The sequence below is a fragment of the Paenibacillus sp. KN14-4R genome (genome assembly GCF_052180255.1).
In the GTDB taxonomy this organism is placed as follows: Bacteria; Bacillota; Bacilli; order Paenibacillales; family NBRC-103111; genus Paenibacillus_AM.
The window spans coordinates 2,513,354-2,531,025 of record NZ_CP197466.1 but is presented as its reverse complement, the minus strand read 5'-3'; the positions used below and the strand labels follow the sequence as shown (position 1 = coordinate 2,531,025).

Sequence of the window (17,672 nt, the reverse complement as noted above, 5' to 3'; positions counted from 1 at the left end):
TCCGATTGCAAAAAGGGGAGTGAGTCCATGTCATCCCATGAATTTACGCAACAATCACGAGGTGAACCGGATCCAGTACTGCGAGATATCGCAGCTTACACGGCAGATTATTCAATTGAAAGTGAAGAAGCGTACAACATTGCACGCTTATGTTTACTAGATGCACTGGGTTGCGGATTGCTTGCGTTACGCTATCCAGAATGCGCGAAGCTGCTCGGTCCTATTGTACCTGGTACGGTAGTTCCGCATGGCGCGAGAGTACCGGGAACTCTATTTCAATTAGATCCGATTCAAGCAGCATTCAATATTGGATGCATGATCCGCTGGCTAGATTATAACGATACGTGGCTTGCTGCGGAGTGGGGACACCCTTCAGATAATATTGGCGGCATTCTTGCTATAGCTGACTACATCAGTCGCACTCGAATTTCCGAAGGAAGCCCCCCCCTTCTTATGCATGATGTACTCACGGCAATAATCAAAGCCCATGAGATTCAAGGTATTCTCGCCTTAGAGAACAGTTTCAATCGGGTTGGACTCGATCATGTCGTCTTGGTAAAAGTAGCCTCAACGGCCGTCATCACCCAACTGCTCGGAGGTTCCCAGCAAGACATTATAAATGCGGTTTCTCAGGCTTGGATTGACGGTCAATCGCTGCGTACTTACCGTCATGCTCCGAATACGGGTTCACGTAAATCGTGGGCTGCAGGGGATGCAACGAGTCGCGCAGTTCGACTTGCGCTCATGACGATGAAGGGTGAGATGGGTTATGAAACTGCATTATCTGCTAAGACATGGGGGTTCTATGATGTCTTATTCAAGGGTCATGCATTTAAATTAAACCGTCCTTACTCCTCTTATGTGATGGAAAATGTTCTGTTCAAAATATCCTTCCCTGCTGAATTTCACGCTCAGACAGCGGTGGAGTGCGCCTTTCTCTTACACCCTCATGTTAAACACCGCCTAAATGAGATTGATTCTATTGTTCTCACAACCCATGAATCCGCTTTGCGAATTATTGATAAAACAGGACCGCTTTACAATCCCGCTGATCGAGACCATTGTCTTCAGTATATGGTTGCCATTGGGTTAATCTTTGGCGAGCTAACAGCGGATCACTATGAAGATTCTTTTGCAACAGATTCTAGAATAGATGTACTTCGAGAAAAAATGAGAACACAAGAGAACGTAACCTACTCCCAGGATTATTTAGATCCTCATAAACGCTCCATTTCAAATGCAATTCAAGTATTTTTCAAAGACGGAACTTGTACCGAAAACATAGAAGTCGAATATCCGATCGGACATCGTCGTAGAAGAGAAGAAGGCATTCCGCTGCTGGAAAATAAATTCATGGCGAATCTCGCGACACGATACCCGCATAAGCAGGCTACTTCGATTTTCAACCGATGCAAGGATCAAGATTCGTTTATAAGAATGAGCGTACCAGAGTTCGTGAATATGTTTGCAATTTAGCTAAGCCTTGAGACTGATTTTACAGAAATTTCAATAAAAATGACGTGGATAAAGAGGGGTTTTGCACGCTCATATGGAAGTAAAAAGGGTAGTACATTTTTAGTTCTTAATTTAGAAAGGATGATTCTCAAGTGAAATTCAGTCAATTCCCTTATGAAAGACCTGATGTAGCACAGTTAGAAAGCCGCTTTACAGAGCTGCTGGCTGCATTCCATTCAGCTGAGACATTTGAAGCTCAAGATGAGGCCATGAAAGCCTTTAATAAACAACGCAGTGAAATCGAAACGTTATTTAACATTGTGTACGTACGTCACTCCATTGATACAAATGATGAATTTTATAAGGCGGAGCAAGATTTCTGGGATGAGACAACTCCGATCTTGCAAAAATATCAAGCCGAGTATTACAAGGCTTTAATTGATTCCAAGTTCAGACCAGAGCTTGAAGCGAAATGGGGCATTCAATTGTTCCAATTGGCTGAACTGACGATCAAAACGTTCAAACCAGAAATTATTGAAGATCTACAATTGGAAAATAAGCTGTCATCTGAATACCAAAAGTTGATTGCTTCAGCTAAAATTCCTTTCGAAGGTGAAGAGCGCACACTTTCACAGTTACAGCCGTTTATGTTATCTACAGACCGTGACATGCGTCGCAGTGCAAGTGAAGCACGTTACAGCTTCTTCGTAGAAAATGAAGCCAAATTGGATGATATTTTCGATCAATTAGTGAAGGTCAGACATGGAATTGCAATCAAACTTGGCTTTGAAAACTTCGTTGAAGTTGGTTATGCGCGCATGAGCCGCACGGACTACAATTCAGAGATGGTTGCTAACTTTAGAAATCAAGTATTGGAGTATATCGTACCTGCATCCTCTAAGTTAAAAAAACGCCAAGCTAAACGTATTGGTGTCGATAAACTTTCTTACTACGATGATAAATTCAGCTTTATTTCGGGTAATGCTACGCCTAAAGGCGACCCTGATTATATCGTAGATAGTGGTTCGAAGATGTATGCAGAGCTATCTAAAGAAACAGATGAATTTTTCCAAAAAATGATTAATGATGAGCTCATGGATCTGGTTAGTAAAAAAGGCAAGCAAAGTGGCGGCTATTGCACGTACTTTAGCGAATATGGCGCACCTTACATTTTCTCGAATTTCAATGGTACAGCTGGCGATATTGATGTGCTTACACACGAAGCGGGTCATGCGTTCCAAGTTTACTCCAGCCGTGGATTTGAAATTCCGGAATATCACTGGCCAACATCTGAAGCATGTGAGATTCATTCCATGAGTATGGAATTTTTCGCATGGCCTTGGATGGAATTATTCTTTAAAGAAGACACAGAGAAATATAAGTTCAATCACTTAGGTGAAAGCTTGAATTTCATTCCTTATGGCGTATCTGTGGATGAATTCCAACATTTCATTTATGAGAACCCAACGGCAACCCCTGCTGAGCGTAAGTCGGCATGGCGCGAAATCGAAAGAAAATATTTACCACACCTAAATTATGAAGAAAATGATTATCTAGAGCGTGGTGGATTCTGGGTACAACAACAGCACATTTATAATTCACCGTTCTACTATATCGATTACACGCTTGCTCAAATTTGTGCGTTCCAATTCTGGAAAGGCATGCATGACAACAAAGAAAAAGCTTGGGCTGATTACGTAGAATTGTGTAAGGCTGGCGGCAGCAAGTCCTTCACGAAGCTCGTTGAGCAAGCAAACTTGATTTCTCCATTCCAAGACGGTTGTGTAGCTTCCGTCATTGGTACGATTGAAGAGTGGCTGAACAGCGTGGATGATACGAAACTGTAAGAGGATTCTAATATTGATTTATAAGGCACTACTCCATTATGGGGTAGTGTTTTTTATTTAACTTACAGAATTGTCATTTAAGCATCACTAACATCGATAGGAACAATTCGTGTATGGGAGTAAGATTTGGGATATGAACATAAGCGTAGGAAGTTTAAGGAGGATCATATGAGAAACGTAGTAGAAGTGAATAACATACAGAAAGTATATGGGAAAAAAGGTGATAGCCTATCCCGCGCATTAAATGGAATATCTTTTGATATAGCTGATGGAGAATTTGTAGGAATTATGGGACCATCCGGTTCGGGTAAGACAACTTTACTTAACGTGATTTCAACGTTAGACCGTGCAACAGATGGAATTGTAGAGGTAGCGGGTAAAAATATTACAAAAATGAATGCAACGCAATTAGCGGATTTCCGCGCAAAGACACTTGGATTTATTTTTCAAGATTTTAACTTACTTGAGAATTTATCAGTTTATGAAAATATTGCGCTTCCGCTATCCTTACAAGGACAATCGGCTAAGCAGATTCGCGCAAAAGTTTTGAAAGTAGCGAAGACATTAGACATTGAAGCCATCATTGAAAAATATCCAAGCCAAGTATCTGGTGGTCAAAAACAGCGTGCTGCCGCAGCTCGCGCTCTCGTACACGAACCAGCGATTATTCTCGCCGATGAACCAACGGGCGCACTCGATTCCAAGAATGCCAAGAGCATGTTAGAAGCGATGCAGGAACTCAATGAAAAGCAAGATGTCTCCATTCTGATGGTTACACATGATGCGTACAGTGCGAGCTATTGCAAGCGTATTTTATTTATTCGAGATGGGCAGTTATTTACTGAAATTCACCGTACAGACAGCCGCCAACAATTTTATAAGCAAATTCTAGATATTCTTGCTGAACTTGGCGCATCTCAGGATATGGAATAAGGAGGCGGAATAAATGTTACTGAAAGTTTCGCTTTCCAGTATGCGAAAAATGATGAAGGATTACATCGTTCTCCTTATTGGTCTTGTAATCTCGATTTCAATCTTTTATATGTTTCAGACCCTTGCGATGAATGAAGAGTTTGTCAAAGCAAACTCACTGATCCGATCGATCATGATGATATTTAATGTGGGATCGGTATTGCTGGCAATTATTACGTTCTTTTATATTTTTTACGCGAATTCGTTCTTACTGTCATTAAGACGTAAAGAATACGGCATGTATATGATGTTAGGTGCGAAAAAACGAAAAATTACTCAATTAATGTTTGTTGAGACCATGTTGGTTGGGATTGCAGCCTTAATCATCGGGATTTTTGTAGGTGCTGGACTCGCTCAAGTCGTTGGAAAAATGTTAATGGAACAAATTGATTTCACAGCAACGGGTTACAAGGCCTTTTTAATGCCGGCAGTAATGATGACAGTTGTATTCTTTATTGTGATCTTCTTCTTAACGGGAGTTGTAAATGCGATTAAGCTTTCGCGGACAACGATCCTTGACCTCATCCGTGCAGATGAGAATAAAGACCGCGTTCTGAAGAAGGGTGTACTGACCTTTATTTTAGCTATTTTATCCATATGCTGCCTAGCAGCAGGTTACTATTCGCTATGGCATATTGCCGAATACCTCCAATTTGGGTTTATCATAGGAGCGTTTGCGACTACGATTGGTACGTATTTATTTTTCGTGACATTCTTACCTGTTTGGGTAAATCGTTTGAAGCGTAATGAGAAACGCAATGCGAAAGGACTAAATGCCTTTACGTTTGCCCAGCTTCAATTCCGTGCAAATTCGTTATCCAAATTGTTAGGAACAATTGCGATGCTTATTGCTCTAGGTGTAGGCGCGATTGCAGGTGGACTTGCTTTTCAGAACAACGCTTCTATTATGGCCAATGAAACACTAGTTTCTGATATCGTTATTCATGACCCAAGTGGGCAAGACAAAGAGCTTTTGGCGAAGATGCAGATTAAGGAGCAGAATGAATATCGGTATAAGGTGACGGATAAAGAGGTGTATTATCTTAAAAATGATCTAGTCGATCATCCGCCACTTGTACGTAAATATGATCCGAAAGGAAATGGGATGTTCAGCGGCAAAAAAGAACCTGAACGGATGACAGACGCTCTGCCTGAGCCCATGTACATTACGCAGCACAACAATGATAAGGATGCGTCTTCCAAAGTGACAGAACCTAGCAATAACTGGAGACGCACGATCTCAGATGAATTGAATTCCAGTTATCCAATGTTTGGTGGTAGATCCGTCTATATTGCCGACCAGAACAATTATGATAAGTTGAAAGCGGATGAGCATAGGGTCTATATAGCGTATGTTGACGATTTTGTTTCATATAAAAAAGACCTTAAACAAATCAATGAGCGACAAAATGCGTTAGCTGATAGCTATGGGAAACAGAAAGACAGGGATCTTAATACAAAGTATACCTTTTATGAAAGCATACACATGATGTCAAGCGGAACGATGTTCATGGGCTTTTTCCTTGGGATTGCATTCCTAGCGATGATGGCGAGCTGTCTGATGTTCAAAATTTTATCGGGTGCTTCGCGCGATATTCAGCGCTATCAAATGCTTCGTAAGATTGGTGTACGCAAGCAGCTGTTATCTAAATCGATCTACAAAGAACTCCTTGCTCTTTATACATTGCCAGCATGTATAGGTGTTGCTCACGTCATAATGGGGATGAAGATGTTCGGCGTGATTTTGATGGATCCATATTACAAGATTTGGGTTCCGATTCTTATATTCCTTGTGATTTACTTGGCTTATTACCTCGTGACCGTGCAGTTATACAAAGCGATTGTCTTACCTAAAGAACGCAAGTAAATCAAGGCAAAATCGAGTTTTAGGAGCGAGTGTATGCAGATACACTTGCTCCTTTTTTTTATGTCTCCTTGCAATTACAGGTTTGCACATGCTAGTCTTTTCACTAAAACCAATTGGAGGTGCGGCCGGATGTTAGTACTTATTGCAGATGATGAACCTGATATGATTAAGATATTAAAGGCATATTTTGAAAAGGAGGGCTTTCAAGTCGTTACCGCGCAGGACGGCGAAGAGGCACTTGAACGATTTTACTCGAATCCTATTGATCTCGCTGTGCTCGATTGGATGATGCCGAAGGTAAGTGGGATTGAAGCTTGTAAGGAGATGAAGGAACAGGGTACCGCGAAAGTTCTGTTGTTGACCGCCAAGAGTGAACATGAAGATGAATATATGGCTTTGCAAGCAGGAGCGGATGAATATATACGCAAGCCGTTTGATACACGGATATTAATGCTAAGAGTGAAGAAGCTGCTGCAGATGGACAATAAGCTAGTCGCTCATGATCTCGTCGTCGACTTAGATGGTCAAAAAATTCATAAGAATGGCCAAGATCTTCATGCCACACAAAAAGAATTCCAACTGCTGCGGCAATTAATTACGAATAAAGGGCAGATCTTATCCAGAAAGATACTTTTAGACCGTGTCTGGGGATTCGATTATTATGGGGATGAGCGGACCGTCGATACTCATATTCGTAGACTTCGTGAGAAGGTAGGAGAGCATATCATTAAGACACATCGCGGGATGGGATATAGTCTGGTAGATGGGCATGAATAAGCTGAGTAAAAAGCTGATTACACGGATGTCACTCGCGTTATGTATCGTGTTTGTGTTGTCTTTTGTTGTGAATACGTTCTTCTTACCAAAGTATTTTTTATATGAAAAAAAGAACAATCTCGCGCACTTAACAGCTCAGTTGGAACAAATGGATACAGCGCGATTGATTAGTCAAGCAGACGAGATGGAACATAGGTATGGTGTGACAATCGTTAAGGCGGGACTTTGGGATTCGATTGAACAAATTAATTATGTCATCAAGATGGAATTGAATCGCAAGTCGATTACACTCAGTAAATTTTGGATTACAGACGAAAGCTTAGTAAGTCTTAGAGAAGGTCAAGTTGTTAAAAAAATATTCAATCAGGAAAAGCTGAAGTCGAGCTTTCTTGTTACTCTTATGAAAAAAGACAACTTCATCGTAGCAGTAGGTGAATCGATCTCTTACTCGACAGATACGATTCAAATCGTGAATCAATTTAATCTGTATATTGCAATCGGTGCGCTTATTATGATGGTTGTGCTATCTGGGTTATTTACTCGAACAATTGTGGGGCCACTTGCTAAACTGAAGCGAACAGCCGAAGATATTGCAAATCTGAAATTTAACAAGGTGCAGATTGAAACAGGTGATGAGATAGAATCGCTGGCACGCAGTATTAATGGCATGAGTGATAAGCTGGAGCAGGCACAGCAAGAGCTTGAAGAGAAGAACCAGAATTTGCGCACGTTTATTGCTGATATCTCACATGAACTCAAAACGCCGCTATCATTAATTAAGGCATATGGGTCAGGTATTCGAGATGGGTTGGACGATGGGACTTATTTGAGAGTCATTGAGCAGCAAGCAGAAAATATGGCGATGCTGGTGGATCAATTGTTAGAGTTATCGAAGCTGCAGACCGAGCAATATGTGATGCATGCGTTTGATTTTCAACAATTACTAGGTAGGACCTTAGAGAAGTATCGAGTCAACCTAAATCAGCAGGGACTTAACCTCACCGCAGATGACTCTAATTTGGAAGTTCCTTGGGTTCTAGCGAATGAGCCTAAGATCGAGATGGTGTTGAACAATTTTATAACGAATGCGATCAAATATACGAGTGAATCAGACATTCGAATTCTTATAGAGAATAAAGCAGATATGCTTAAGTTTACGATTCAAAATGGAATAAAGGCGCATATGAGCGATGTCATGCAATGGGATCGAATTTGGGAGCCCTTCTATGTGATGGAAAGTTCGCGCAATAAGAAACTTAGTGGCACAGGGCTGGGATTGTCAATTGTAAGGAGTATTCTAGAAAAGCATCAATCGCAATATGGTGTGGAAGTTGCAGGTGATACAATTACCTTTTACTTTACTTTACAGACCCATTTCGTCACATTGGTGTAACATGCATGCGTTATGATAATCCTAACTTGCAAATAAAGGACAGATGGATATGCGAATTCATGCAGTTAGTGTGTTGTTAATCGTATTTAGTGTTGGTGTGATTGGATTAATGTTGTTTGGATGGCCAGGTATCGAGTGAAGAAGTCTGATTCATCCAAATGTCCTTTGGGAATCAAGTTCCTTCTCGTTTTGGGATGCGGGATCATTTTCTTTTGTGCAGCTTCTGCTTATGCTAGATTTGTAGAGCCAGGCTTACTTGCAGTGACAAGGCATGAGGTTAAGTCATCCCACTTGCCAAAAGGGTTTCATGATAAGAAGATTGTTCAATTTAGTGATACTCATCTAGGTGATTATTATTCGATCCCGCAATTAAAAACATTAGTTCAACAAATCAATCAAGAAAAACCCGATATTGTCGTGTTTACCGGAGACCTCGTGGATAATTTCCATGGTTATTCTGGGAAAAGTGAGACAATAGCTACGGTATTGAGTGAAATCAAGTCCTCTCTCGGTAAATATGCGGTGTATGGGAATCACGATAGAGGTGGCGGGGGAAATCGCCATTATGAGAAGATCATGAAAGATGCAGGATTTACAGTGCTTGTAAATGAAACGCAAGAGATTACACTTCCTTCTAAGGAAAAAATATCGATCTCAGGATTGGATGACTTCTTGCTTGGGGAACCAAATATCGAAGGAACACTGGGTAAGTTAAAGCCCGATGGATTTCATATGCTGCTTGTCCATGAACCTGATGTGGTAGATCAGTTGACCTCATATGCAGTTGATCTACAACTATCCGGACATAGTCATGGTGGACAAGTCAAGCTGCCTGGAGGCATAGCACTTGTCACAGTGCCACTTGCTCGCAAATATATAGAAGGACAATATTGGATTCAGGGGGATAATGGACCTATCCAGTTGTATGTGAATCGGGGAATCGGCACGACAAGAGCGCCCTTAAGGTTGTTAAGCAAGCCTGAATTATCGGTGTTTACATTAATGAAAGAATAAGCTATATTTAATCTATCCTAAATAAAAGGGGAAATTTTGATGTCGGTGAGCTATCTTAACTAATAAATTCCATACGAGGTTCCAGTCATACAGCATGTAAGTTGCTTAATAAGCAACATTTATTTTGTTGTGTCTAATGGTCACCTCAGGATTAGTTAAGAACAGCGGATATCAAACTATGCCTAGGCATTTTCCTACCTTGCATATCATCCGTGCTGCTTTTTAGCACGGTTTTTTTGATGTCTTGAAGCTTATTTTCGTGTATGCGATTTTGGACTTCGGACATTGCAAGGTAGTGGATCTGTCCCGTGAAGGCGGAGAATGACACACGTTCATTCTTCGTCTTTTTTTTATTCTATTTTACAAAAAAAGGGAGATGCTCACGTTGAATCAAACGGCACTAAATCGATTGGATTATGAAAAAATTAAAGAAGTTGTACGAGGTTATGCCGTATCTTATCGTGGTAAACAACATGTGAATGAAATGACCCCTATGACACAGATTAAAGCCATTCGCATGAGGCTGGATGAAGCTGCAGAAGCAAAAGCTTTGCTGCAAAAAGGAGCAAGTGTACCGATTCCTTCCCTGGAAGGTATTGAGCAAATTACGAATCTCATGCATACGGGATATGTATTTAGCGAGCAAGAGTTCATGCACATCGTACAATTTTTACGAAGCTGCAATCAGTTAATGGGCTATATGGCGTCCAAAGTGGCGGTTGCGCCAAGTGTCAGTGCTTATGCATCATCGATGTATGATTTGCGCTCGGTTGTGTCTGCTATTGAAGCTTGTATCCGCAATGGGATGGTTGTTGACTCCGCAAGTAAGGACCTCATGCGTATTCGTAAAAAGATCAATGTATGTGAGGAGCGAATCAAGGGGAAGCTTGATTCTTTGCTGAGTAAGCATCGTTCGATCATGCAGGAGAATATGGTTAGTACACGCGGTGGTCGATATGTACTGCCAATTAAGAAGGAACATCGGAAGCTTGTAAAAGGGTCAGTTCTTGATGAATCGGCAAGCGGTCAAACGGTATATATAGAACCTACGGAATTGGCGGATTTGCAGTATCAACGAAGCGGGCTTAAAGCGGAAGAAGGAATTGAGGAGACCAAGATCTTAAGTGACTTAACTCTAGTGGTTGAGCAATCCGCAAGAGAATTTCTTTTGAATGTAGATACAGTTGGGATATATGACTTTCTATTCGCAAAGGCGAAATATGCACTTTCGCTCGGCGCTTCCAATGTGGAGCTAAATGAGGAAGGTGTAATGGAGCTGCGTGAAGCGAAGCACCCACTTATGGGTGGGCATATGGTTCCATTGCATTTTGGGATTGGTGCTCGATACAATTCTTTAGTCATTACAGGGCCGAATACAGGTGGGAAGACACTCGCACTCAAGACGGTAGGAATCTTAACCATTATGGTTCAGTCTGGTTTGCTTGTGCCCGTGCAGGCTGGAAGTCAGTTCGCAGTATTTCGTCATATAGCGGTGGATATTGGTGATGGTCAGAGTATCGAGCATGCGTTAAGTACCTTTTCAGCACATATTCGCAATGTGATCGAGATTTTGAAGATCGCAGACCATTCCACGCTTGTACTCATTGATGAGATGGCTTCAGGAACGGATCCTGGGGAAGGTGTAGGGCTGTCGATCGCCATTCTGGAGGAATTGCAGAAGCGAAGAGCGACTGTGGTTGCGACAACCCATTTTTCAGAAATCAAGAGCTTTGCGGCTGCGACTCCGGGATTTGAAAATGCGCGGATGGAATTCAATACAGAGACTTTGGAGCCACTTTACAAATTGAAAATCGGGGAGGCGGGTCAGAGTTACGCGTTCTTGATCGCGAAGAAACTAGGATTACCTATGACGATTATTAATCGTTCGAGTGAGATCGCTGCAAAAGGGATTGGAGTTCATGGAAGTGATTCAACTGAAGGCGATGATCGAAATATCCTGAAAAATGAACATCATACAACTGAGGTTGCTCAGCACGATCAGAAAAGAGTGCTGCCTGTGGTTCCTAATAAGAGCACGCTCGCAGAAGAAGATCATCAAATGCCTGTCAAAAAGTTCGAAATAGGCGATAGTGTGTATGTATCATACTTAGGTCGGGCAGGTATTGTCTGTTCCCTTGAGGATGCAATGGGGAACGTTGGGGTGATGATTCAGAAACAGAAGTTCAAGGTGAACAAAAAACGACTAAAACTGCATATTGCTAGCAAAGATCTGTACCCGGATAATTATGATTTGGACATCGTGCTTGAGACGAAGAAGGATCGGAAGATCCGAAAACTTATGAATCGTAAGCATGTAAAAGGGTTATCCATTGAAAAGAAAGCAGATAAGTAATAATAGCTCCACGTAACGAGATGGTTTGATCTGGCCCCTTTTTCAAGTGTTCTTGACAAAGGGGCCAGATCTTTGAATATAGTCTTCTGTCTTTCCTATGATTCTGGAATTATGGTGACAGCGATCGTTCGAACTGGTGTACCTCGTTCATGATTCTGATTTGAGGTTTGGTAGTATTTGAGCATGAGGTCGTTCAATTCATTCTGAAAGTTCATAAACTGCTCATCAGCAAGCTTCAATTCTACCAATGCAAAGGTAGCTTGATCCTCTGTGCGTTTTTGTTCCTCTATTTGAGTCAAGTAATTCTGGTATTGGGTTAACAGCGATAGTTGGTAATAAGAAATATAATCCAGCTTCTTCTTGTTAGATACTTGTTTCCATTCCTCTGTGCTCAGCTTCATTTCAGCTTCATTTAAGACGTAGTATTTCTGCGAAACGGATCTTATTTTCTTCTCTTTAATAATACGAATTACTCCAGCATCCAGCAAAACTTGTATGTGTCTATACAGGGTTGCTTGAGGGATGTCTTTAATGATTTTGACCATTTCCAGTGGCGTAAGGCCTTCGTCCTTGTTTCGTATTAGAGCCTGACAAATTCTCATTCTAACCGGGTGCATTAAAATTTCAGCTTTATTGGCCATGGGTTGCTCCTTATCCGTTCTCCTTTATTATATTTAATAATATTATCACAGGTAATAATGAAATCAAACCGAGTTATTTGGAGGGAGAAAAAAAGTTGCAATTATAAAAAGCTTACACTATTATTATCAATAATGATAACATTATTAATTATGATAATAAATTAAAAGGAGTTTTTTGCTATGAAGCTTCATTATGGATGGGACGAATTAAGTGAAATTAATTGGGAGGCTTTGCTGCCGATTCTTGTACCGATACTTGCGATTGGGTTTATCCTGATCACCGTTGCACTGATTGACTTATATAGGTACAGAAAGACGAGACAGAATGTGCTGATGTGGAGTTTCATTATTATTATCGGCAATTCAATAGGCTCGGTTCTGTATTTCGTCATAGGTCGAAAGGATCGTGAACGAAATTGATGTTACAAGTGAAGCATGTTACGAAGACATTTAAAGATAAGACGGCTGTAAACGATTTTTCCATGGAAATACGTGCTGGAGAATGTGTGGGATTGATCGGGCCGAATGGAGCGGGTAAATCAACATTGATCAAAATCATTTCAGATATTATGAACCCAAGTAAGGGGGAAGTGCTGCTTGATGGCAAGCCGATTTCGAAAATGAAGAAGGAAATTGGTTATTTGCCGCAATACCCTAACTTTTTTAACTGGATGACGGCGCAAGAAACACTTGTATTTATGGGTCAATTATCGGGAATGGCGAAAGCTCAGTTAACGAATATGATACCGGATATGCTAGCCAAAGTAGGCTTAAGCGGAGAAGAGAATGCCAAGGTTGGAAGCTTTTCAGGCGGGATGAAGCAGAGACTTGGGATTGCACAGGCTTTGCTGCACAAGCCTTCCTTGATCATCATGGACGAGCCGGTTTCGGCATTAGATCCAATTGGGCGAAGGGAAGTGCTCAATCTGATACAAGCGATCAAGAAGGAGACGACGATCCTATTATCAACACATATATTAGGTGATGCGGAAGAGATATGTGAACGATTTATTATGATAAAGCAAGGCAGCAAAATTGAAGACACAACAACTGAAGACTTGTTAAGTCGCAATAGCGGCAATCAAATCACTTTGGAAGTGACGGCAATTAGGCAGGAATGGATTGAAGTGGTGAGGCATTTGAGCTATGTAAAAGGTGTAGACGTAACCGGCAATCGAGTAAAAATAGAAGTAGAAAATATACAGTCGAATAAGAATGGCATCCTGCAATGTGCTCTGGACCATCAAGTTGATCTGATTAGGTTCGAAACCAACAATGAAACGTTGGAAGAAATCTTTTTACAGCTGGTGGTGGAGAAATGAATAATTTTATGGTGTTAATAAAAAAAGAATGTGTACAAATGGTACGTGAATATAAAGTGCTTTGGCTGCCGCTTGTGTTTATATTTCTGGGCATCACTCAGCCCCTTGTCAGTCACTACTTACCGTCGATCATGCAATCAATGGGCGGCGTACAGGGGATTACGATTGATCCGAGCATGGCAGCTCAGAAGGGTGGAGAAGTGCTGGCCAGCACGCTGGGGTCTCAATTCGATCAGCTGGGGATTATGATTATTGCAATCTCATTAATGGGTATTATACAGACTGACAAAGCAAGCGGTATGTTAGCTTTTATACTGACCAGACCCGTAAACGTTCTATCTTATATGAGTGGCAAAATCGTCTCCAATTACATATTCATCGCCTGTAGTGTGGCACTAGGTTATGCTGCTTCTTACGTGTATGTCAATTTATTGTTCACACCTGTTCGTACGGCAGACATGATGCTGGCGCTGCTGTTCTATCTCCTTTGGGTGCTGTTTATGGTCTCTTATATAACGATGATGAGTACGCTTTTTAATAGTCAGGGGATCATTGCATTATTATCCATTGTAACTCTGCTGGGCTTCAGGATGCCAGTAGGTCTGAATCCGGTTATCGATCTTATAAGTCCGGCTAGCTTAAGCAAGCATGCTGCGGGGGTATTGAATACCGGAGCAGTCCCAGCTGGCGCCTCATGGAATGTGTTAGTCATTCTACTATTAATCGGGTTAACTATGATAGTGACGAACCATTGGATCGCGAAAAAGAAATTTACCCATGAGTAATAACAAAAGCTCCGCGTAACCGAACTGGCACGTGGAGCTTTGTTTCCTTTGTTCTTATTAAGATTGAGCAATTTCAGCTATACGCTCATTTACGTTATTTTGGTATACGCCACCATGGTAGCAAATCACCGTCTCGATGTCATATTCTGTGAGCTTTTGAACTGATTTAATTGCAGCCTCCATATCCAATGTAAAAGCTCGAGGTGGTCCAATTAGCTCGCCGTTTTCAACGAATAGGGCATCACCAGCTATCAGTGTCTTGCTTGGTTTGTGATAAAGGCTTATATGACCCGGTGTGTGACCGGGCGTATTAATAACCACAATGCCGCCACAGTAAGGCAATTCTTCCTGATTCGAAATGGTACGATGTACATCGCCTTTTGGTAAGTTATTGTACATATGAAGGAAGCCTTGCTTACGTTCCTCTGGCCAAGTATCTAATTGTTTGAATGCTAATGCAAACTTCATAATCGTTTCTTCGCCTTGTATGTAGGGCTTCTCGATTTCATTCGCAAGCACTTCTGCAGGTTGATTTAATGCTTCTTGGATTGCAGTTAAACTTCCAATATGATCGATATCTTGATGCGTGAGAATAATCTTGCTTAATTTTTGAAAATCAGCTCCCACCTTCGAAATGGTATCTTGGAATAGTTGAGCTTGACCAGGATATCCAGTATCCACAAGGATCATTGTTTCTTGATCCCAGATCAATGTGGGGTGAATGATTGAAGGCTGACCTGCTACATTTGCTTCCAGTTCGAGTGTTTCTAATCCATTCGCGATTTTCATCTAAATCCCTCCGAGTATCATGTTATTTCTTAGCTCATCGATGAGGCCTATTAGATATAATAGAGGGTTTTATCGGTAATTACAACAAATATTTAATCATAACATATATTTAATAAAAAGTCAATAGATATATTATATTTACTTTGCAATGAAAAAGTACCTTGTCGGTATTTCAAATTCTATGCTACAATGCTAGCTAAATGAATATGGACCTTTGGGGCAGGGTGAAATTCCTGACCGGCGGTGATGGTTCCCGAGAACCTCAGCCCGCGACTCATTATTTGGTAGTAGTTCAGATAATGACTGACTTGGTGTACATTCCAAGGCCGACGGTATAGTCCGGATGGGAGAAGGTCAAAGCGAGTAGGTGCTAGATTTGTTGTGTCCAAAAACACATCGACTAGTACTTAGCTTGTTTGAATGCGCCCCGTTATCGTAATTTGATGACGGGGTGTCTTTCTTTCGAAGTGTCCAATTCAAAAACCAAGAAAGGTTGTTGAATATGGAAGAAATCATGGGTAAGCAGAAGTCTGTGCATGCTGAACATGCCGCAAGTCGTAAGTTGAATGGAGTATGGCTCGTCGTACTTGGAGCCGCAATGTGGGGTGTGGATCCTCTTTTCCGAATTTTATTGCTAAAATCATTCACATCGACGCAAATTGTATTGCTGGAGCATATCTTGCTCATGGTTTATGCACTACCTGTTCTTTGGATTCATCGTGCTGAACTTCGTAAATTAGCATTGCGGCATGTGTTTGCGATCCTGTTTATCTCATGGGGTGGATCGGCGATTGCTACAATTATGTTCACTTCAGCATTCGCGCATGGGAATCCGAACACTGTCTTATTACTTCAGAAATTACAGCCATTATTTGCGATTGTGATGGCTCGGTTTGTACTCAAAGAAACTTTGCCTAAACGTTTCCCTGTGCTGCTAATCGTTGCACTTGGTGGTACGTATTTGCTCACATTTGGATGGTCAGGTTCTGGCGGCAGCTTTGCTGAAGTAGCTGGAGTCAGCGGATTATTGTCAATTGGAGCTGCTGTACTATGGGGTGGTTCAACGGTTATGGGGCGAGTATTACTTAATAAAGTAAGCTTTGAATCCGTTACGGCATTACGTTTTGCTGCTGCATTGCCCCTGTTGCTTGTTACTTCTTGGATAGAACCTAGTACTTGGGTAATGCCAACAAACTTAGGGGACTGGGCTTCTGTGAGCGGTAGTTTATTGCTGCAAGCGTTCCTTCCGGGATTGCTTAGCTTGTTGCTGTACTACAAAGGCCTATCTAATACCAAAGCGTCTTATGCGACGCTTGCAGAACTTTCTTTTCCAGCGGTGGGCGTACTTGTGAACTGGATTGTGTTCCAACAGGCACTTACAACTTCACAGCTAGTAGGTTTCGTGCTCATTTGGGGTGCAATCGTTAGCTTATCCCGTCAGAAGTAAAGCGGAATGGCTGTGCGGGTAGATAATATTCCTAATTTGTGTACAATAAAAGATATAGCACAGATAGGAATGGAGTCCAACGCATGAAAAAGTTCAAGAAATTCTACATTGAGATTACGAGTGTATGTAATCTTGCTTGCACCTTCTGTCCACCGACACAAAGGCAAGCTAATTTTATTAAGATAGATGCTTTTACGAAAAGATTAGATGAAGTTAGGCCGCATACGGACTTTATATATTTACATGTTAAAGGGGAGCCGCTGCTGCACCCCAAGATCGATGAATTGCTGGATATCAGCCATGAAAAAGGGTTGAAAGTCAACATCACGACGAACGGTACGTTGCTGCAAAAGAACAAACACAAGCTCTTGGCTAAGCCGGCACTTCGTCAAATGAATATTTCTCTGCATAGCTTTGACGGGCATGAAGGCTCTGAGGATAAAGAAGGCTATATTGGTAATGTGTTATCTTTTATCCGCGAAGCGAGAGAGAAAACGAACATTATCTTCTCACTTCGTTTGTGGAATTTGGATCAAGATAATGCGACCAATCAGGAACGAGAACGTAACCGTGAGATCCTGTCAATGATTGAGTCAGAGTACAACTTGGATTTCAAAATTGAAGAAAAAGTCGAACCTGGTAAAGGTGTGAAGATCGCAGATCGGTTATACCTGAATCAAGATTATGAGTTCAAATGGCCAGATCTTAAGGAAGAAGAGGATGATGGAAAAGGGTTCTGTCACGGTCTTCGGAATCAGGCTGGCATTCTCGTGGATGGCACGGTAATCCCTTGTTGTCTAGATGGTGAAGGGATCATTAATCTCGGGAATATTAATCAGAAGCCATTCGCTGAAATTATTGAAGGTGAGCGCGCAAATCGCATCGTTGAAGGATTCTCACGTAGAGAAGCTGTTGAGGAATTGTGCCGCAAGTGCGGTTATCGTCAAAGATTTAATATGTAGAATAAGTAAGATTCAAAGAGGAACCCCGTGTTCCTCTTTTTTGTGTTG

At 41.5% G+C, this 17,672-nt stretch carries 15 protein-coding genes and 1 riboswitch; of the genes, 13 read left to right on the top strand and 2 right to left on the bottom strand.

All coding sequences use genetic code 11. The annotated features are described in order from the left end of the window. Positions 1-27: 27 nt before the first annotated feature. The 8 genes from ACSBOP_RS12225 (at position 28) to ACSBOP_RS12190 (ending at position 11,678) form a co-directional block, all read left to right on the top strand. Positions 28-1,476 carry a bifunctional 2-methylcitrate dehydratase/aconitate hydratase gene (locus ACSBOP_RS12225; RefSeq protein ID WP_442600816.1) on the top strand — a complete coding sequence of 483 codons (1,449 nt, stop codon included), beginning with the start codon at positions 28-30 and terminating at the stop codon, positions 1,474-1,476. Between the two features lie 131 nt (positions 1,477-1,607). Beyond that, a complete protein-coding gene (locus ACSBOP_RS12220) occupies positions 1,608-3,302 on the top strand; it encodes a M3 family oligoendopeptidase (RefSeq protein ID WP_442600815.1) in 1,695 nt (564 codons plus the stop codon). A 168-nt stretch (positions 3,303-3,470) separates the two neighbouring features. Next, positions 3,471-4,235, top strand: coding sequence for an ABC transporter ATP-binding protein (locus ACSBOP_RS12215; protein WP_442600814.1), 765 nt, complete (start codon positions 3,471-3,473; stop codon positions 4,233-4,235). Between the two features lie 13 nt (positions 4,236-4,248). Then, on the top strand, positions 4,249-6,141 hold the full coding sequence (locus ACSBOP_RS12210) for an ABC transporter permease (RefSeq protein WP_442600813.1): 1,893 nt from the start codon (positions 4,249-4,251) through the stop codon (positions 6,139-6,141). 129 nt (positions 6,142-6,270) lie between these two features. Then, the gene (locus ACSBOP_RS12205) at positions 6,271-6,918 is read left to right on the top strand and encodes a response regulator transcription factor (protein WP_442600812.1); all 648 of its coding nucleotides are present in this window, start codon (positions 6,271-6,273) and stop codon (positions 6,916-6,918) included. Next, positions 6,911-8,311, top strand: a complete 1,401-nt coding sequence (locus ACSBOP_RS12200; protein WP_442600811.1) for a sensor histidine kinase — start codon at positions 6,911-6,913, stop codon at positions 8,309-8,311. The genes ACSBOP_RS12205 and ACSBOP_RS12200 overlap by 8 nt, the downstream gene beginning before the upstream one ends. Before the next feature lie 120 nt (positions 8,312-8,431). Next, entirely contained in the window at positions 8,432-9,325 is an 894-nt protein-coding gene (locus tag ACSBOP_RS12195; RefSeq protein WP_442600810.1) for a metallophosphoesterase, read from the top strand. 385 nt (positions 9,326-9,710) lie between these two features. Beyond that, positions 9,711-11,678 carry an endonuclease MutS2 gene (locus ACSBOP_RS12190; RefSeq protein ID WP_442600809.1) on the top strand — a complete coding sequence of 656 codons (1,968 nt, stop codon included), beginning with the start codon at positions 9,711-9,713 and terminating at the stop codon, positions 11,676-11,678. 95 nt (positions 11,679-11,773) lie between these two features. Here the strand turns inward: ACSBOP_RS12190 and ACSBOP_RS12185 are convergent, their stop codons facing one another. Continuing rightward, a complete protein-coding gene (locus ACSBOP_RS12185) occupies positions 11,774-12,319 on the bottom strand; it encodes a helix-turn-helix domain-containing protein (RefSeq protein WP_442600808.1) in 546 nt (181 codons plus the stop codon). A 180-nt stretch (positions 12,320-12,499) separates the two neighbouring features. Between ACSBOP_RS12185 and ACSBOP_RS12180 the strand changes: the two genes are divergently transcribed. From ACSBOP_RS12180 to ACSBOP_RS12170, 3 genes are read left to right on the top strand one after another with little or no spacing between them, the layout of a single operon-like run. Beyond that, complete coding sequence (locus tag ACSBOP_RS12180; RefSeq protein WP_442600807.1) at positions 12,500-12,739, top strand: PLDc N-terminal domain-containing protein; 240 nt, start codon at positions 12,500-12,502, stop codon at positions 12,737-12,739. Then, complete coding sequence (locus ACSBOP_RS12175) at positions 12,739-13,641, top strand: ATP-binding cassette domain-containing protein (RefSeq protein WP_442604459.1); 903 nt, start codon at positions 12,739-12,741, stop codon at positions 13,639-13,641. Before ACSBOP_RS12180 ends, ACSBOP_RS12175 begins: the two co-directional genes overlap by 1 nt. Further along, on the top strand, positions 13,638-14,426 hold the full coding sequence (locus ACSBOP_RS12170) for an ABC transporter permease (RefSeq protein WP_442600806.1): 789 nt from the start codon (positions 13,638-13,640) through the stop codon (positions 14,424-14,426). Before ACSBOP_RS12175 ends, ACSBOP_RS12170 begins: the two co-directional genes overlap by 4 nt. A 57-nt stretch (positions 14,427-14,483) precedes the next feature. On the opposite strand, the gene ACSBOP_RS12165 is transcribed toward ACSBOP_RS12170, so the two are convergent. Continuing rightward, positions 14,484-15,215, bottom strand: coding sequence for an MBL fold metallo-hydrolase (locus tag ACSBOP_RS12165; protein ID WP_442600805.1), 732 nt, complete (start codon positions 15,213-15,215; stop codon positions 14,484-14,486). Positions 15,216-15,421: 206 nt separating this feature from the next. Beyond that, positions 15,422-15,574: riboswitch (FMN riboswitch) on the top strand. A 143-nt stretch (positions 15,575-15,717) separates the two neighbouring features. Here ACSBOP_RS12165 and ACSBOP_RS12160 point away from each other — a divergent pair. Both ACSBOP_RS12160 and ACSBOP_RS12155 read left to right on the top strand, forming a co-directional pair. Beyond that, the gene (locus ACSBOP_RS12160) at positions 15,718-16,662 is read left to right on the top strand and encodes a DMT family transporter (RefSeq protein ID WP_442600804.1); all 945 of its coding nucleotides are present in this window, start codon (positions 15,718-15,720) and stop codon (positions 16,660-16,662) included. Positions 16,663-16,745: 83 nt separating this feature from the next. Continuing rightward, positions 16,746-17,624: a radical SAM/SPASM domain-containing protein gene (locus tag ACSBOP_RS12155; protein ID WP_442600803.1), complete on the top strand. Its 879-nt coding sequence runs from the start codon at positions 16,746-16,748 to the stop codon at positions 17,622-17,624. Positions 17,625-17,672: the final 48 nt, after the last annotated feature.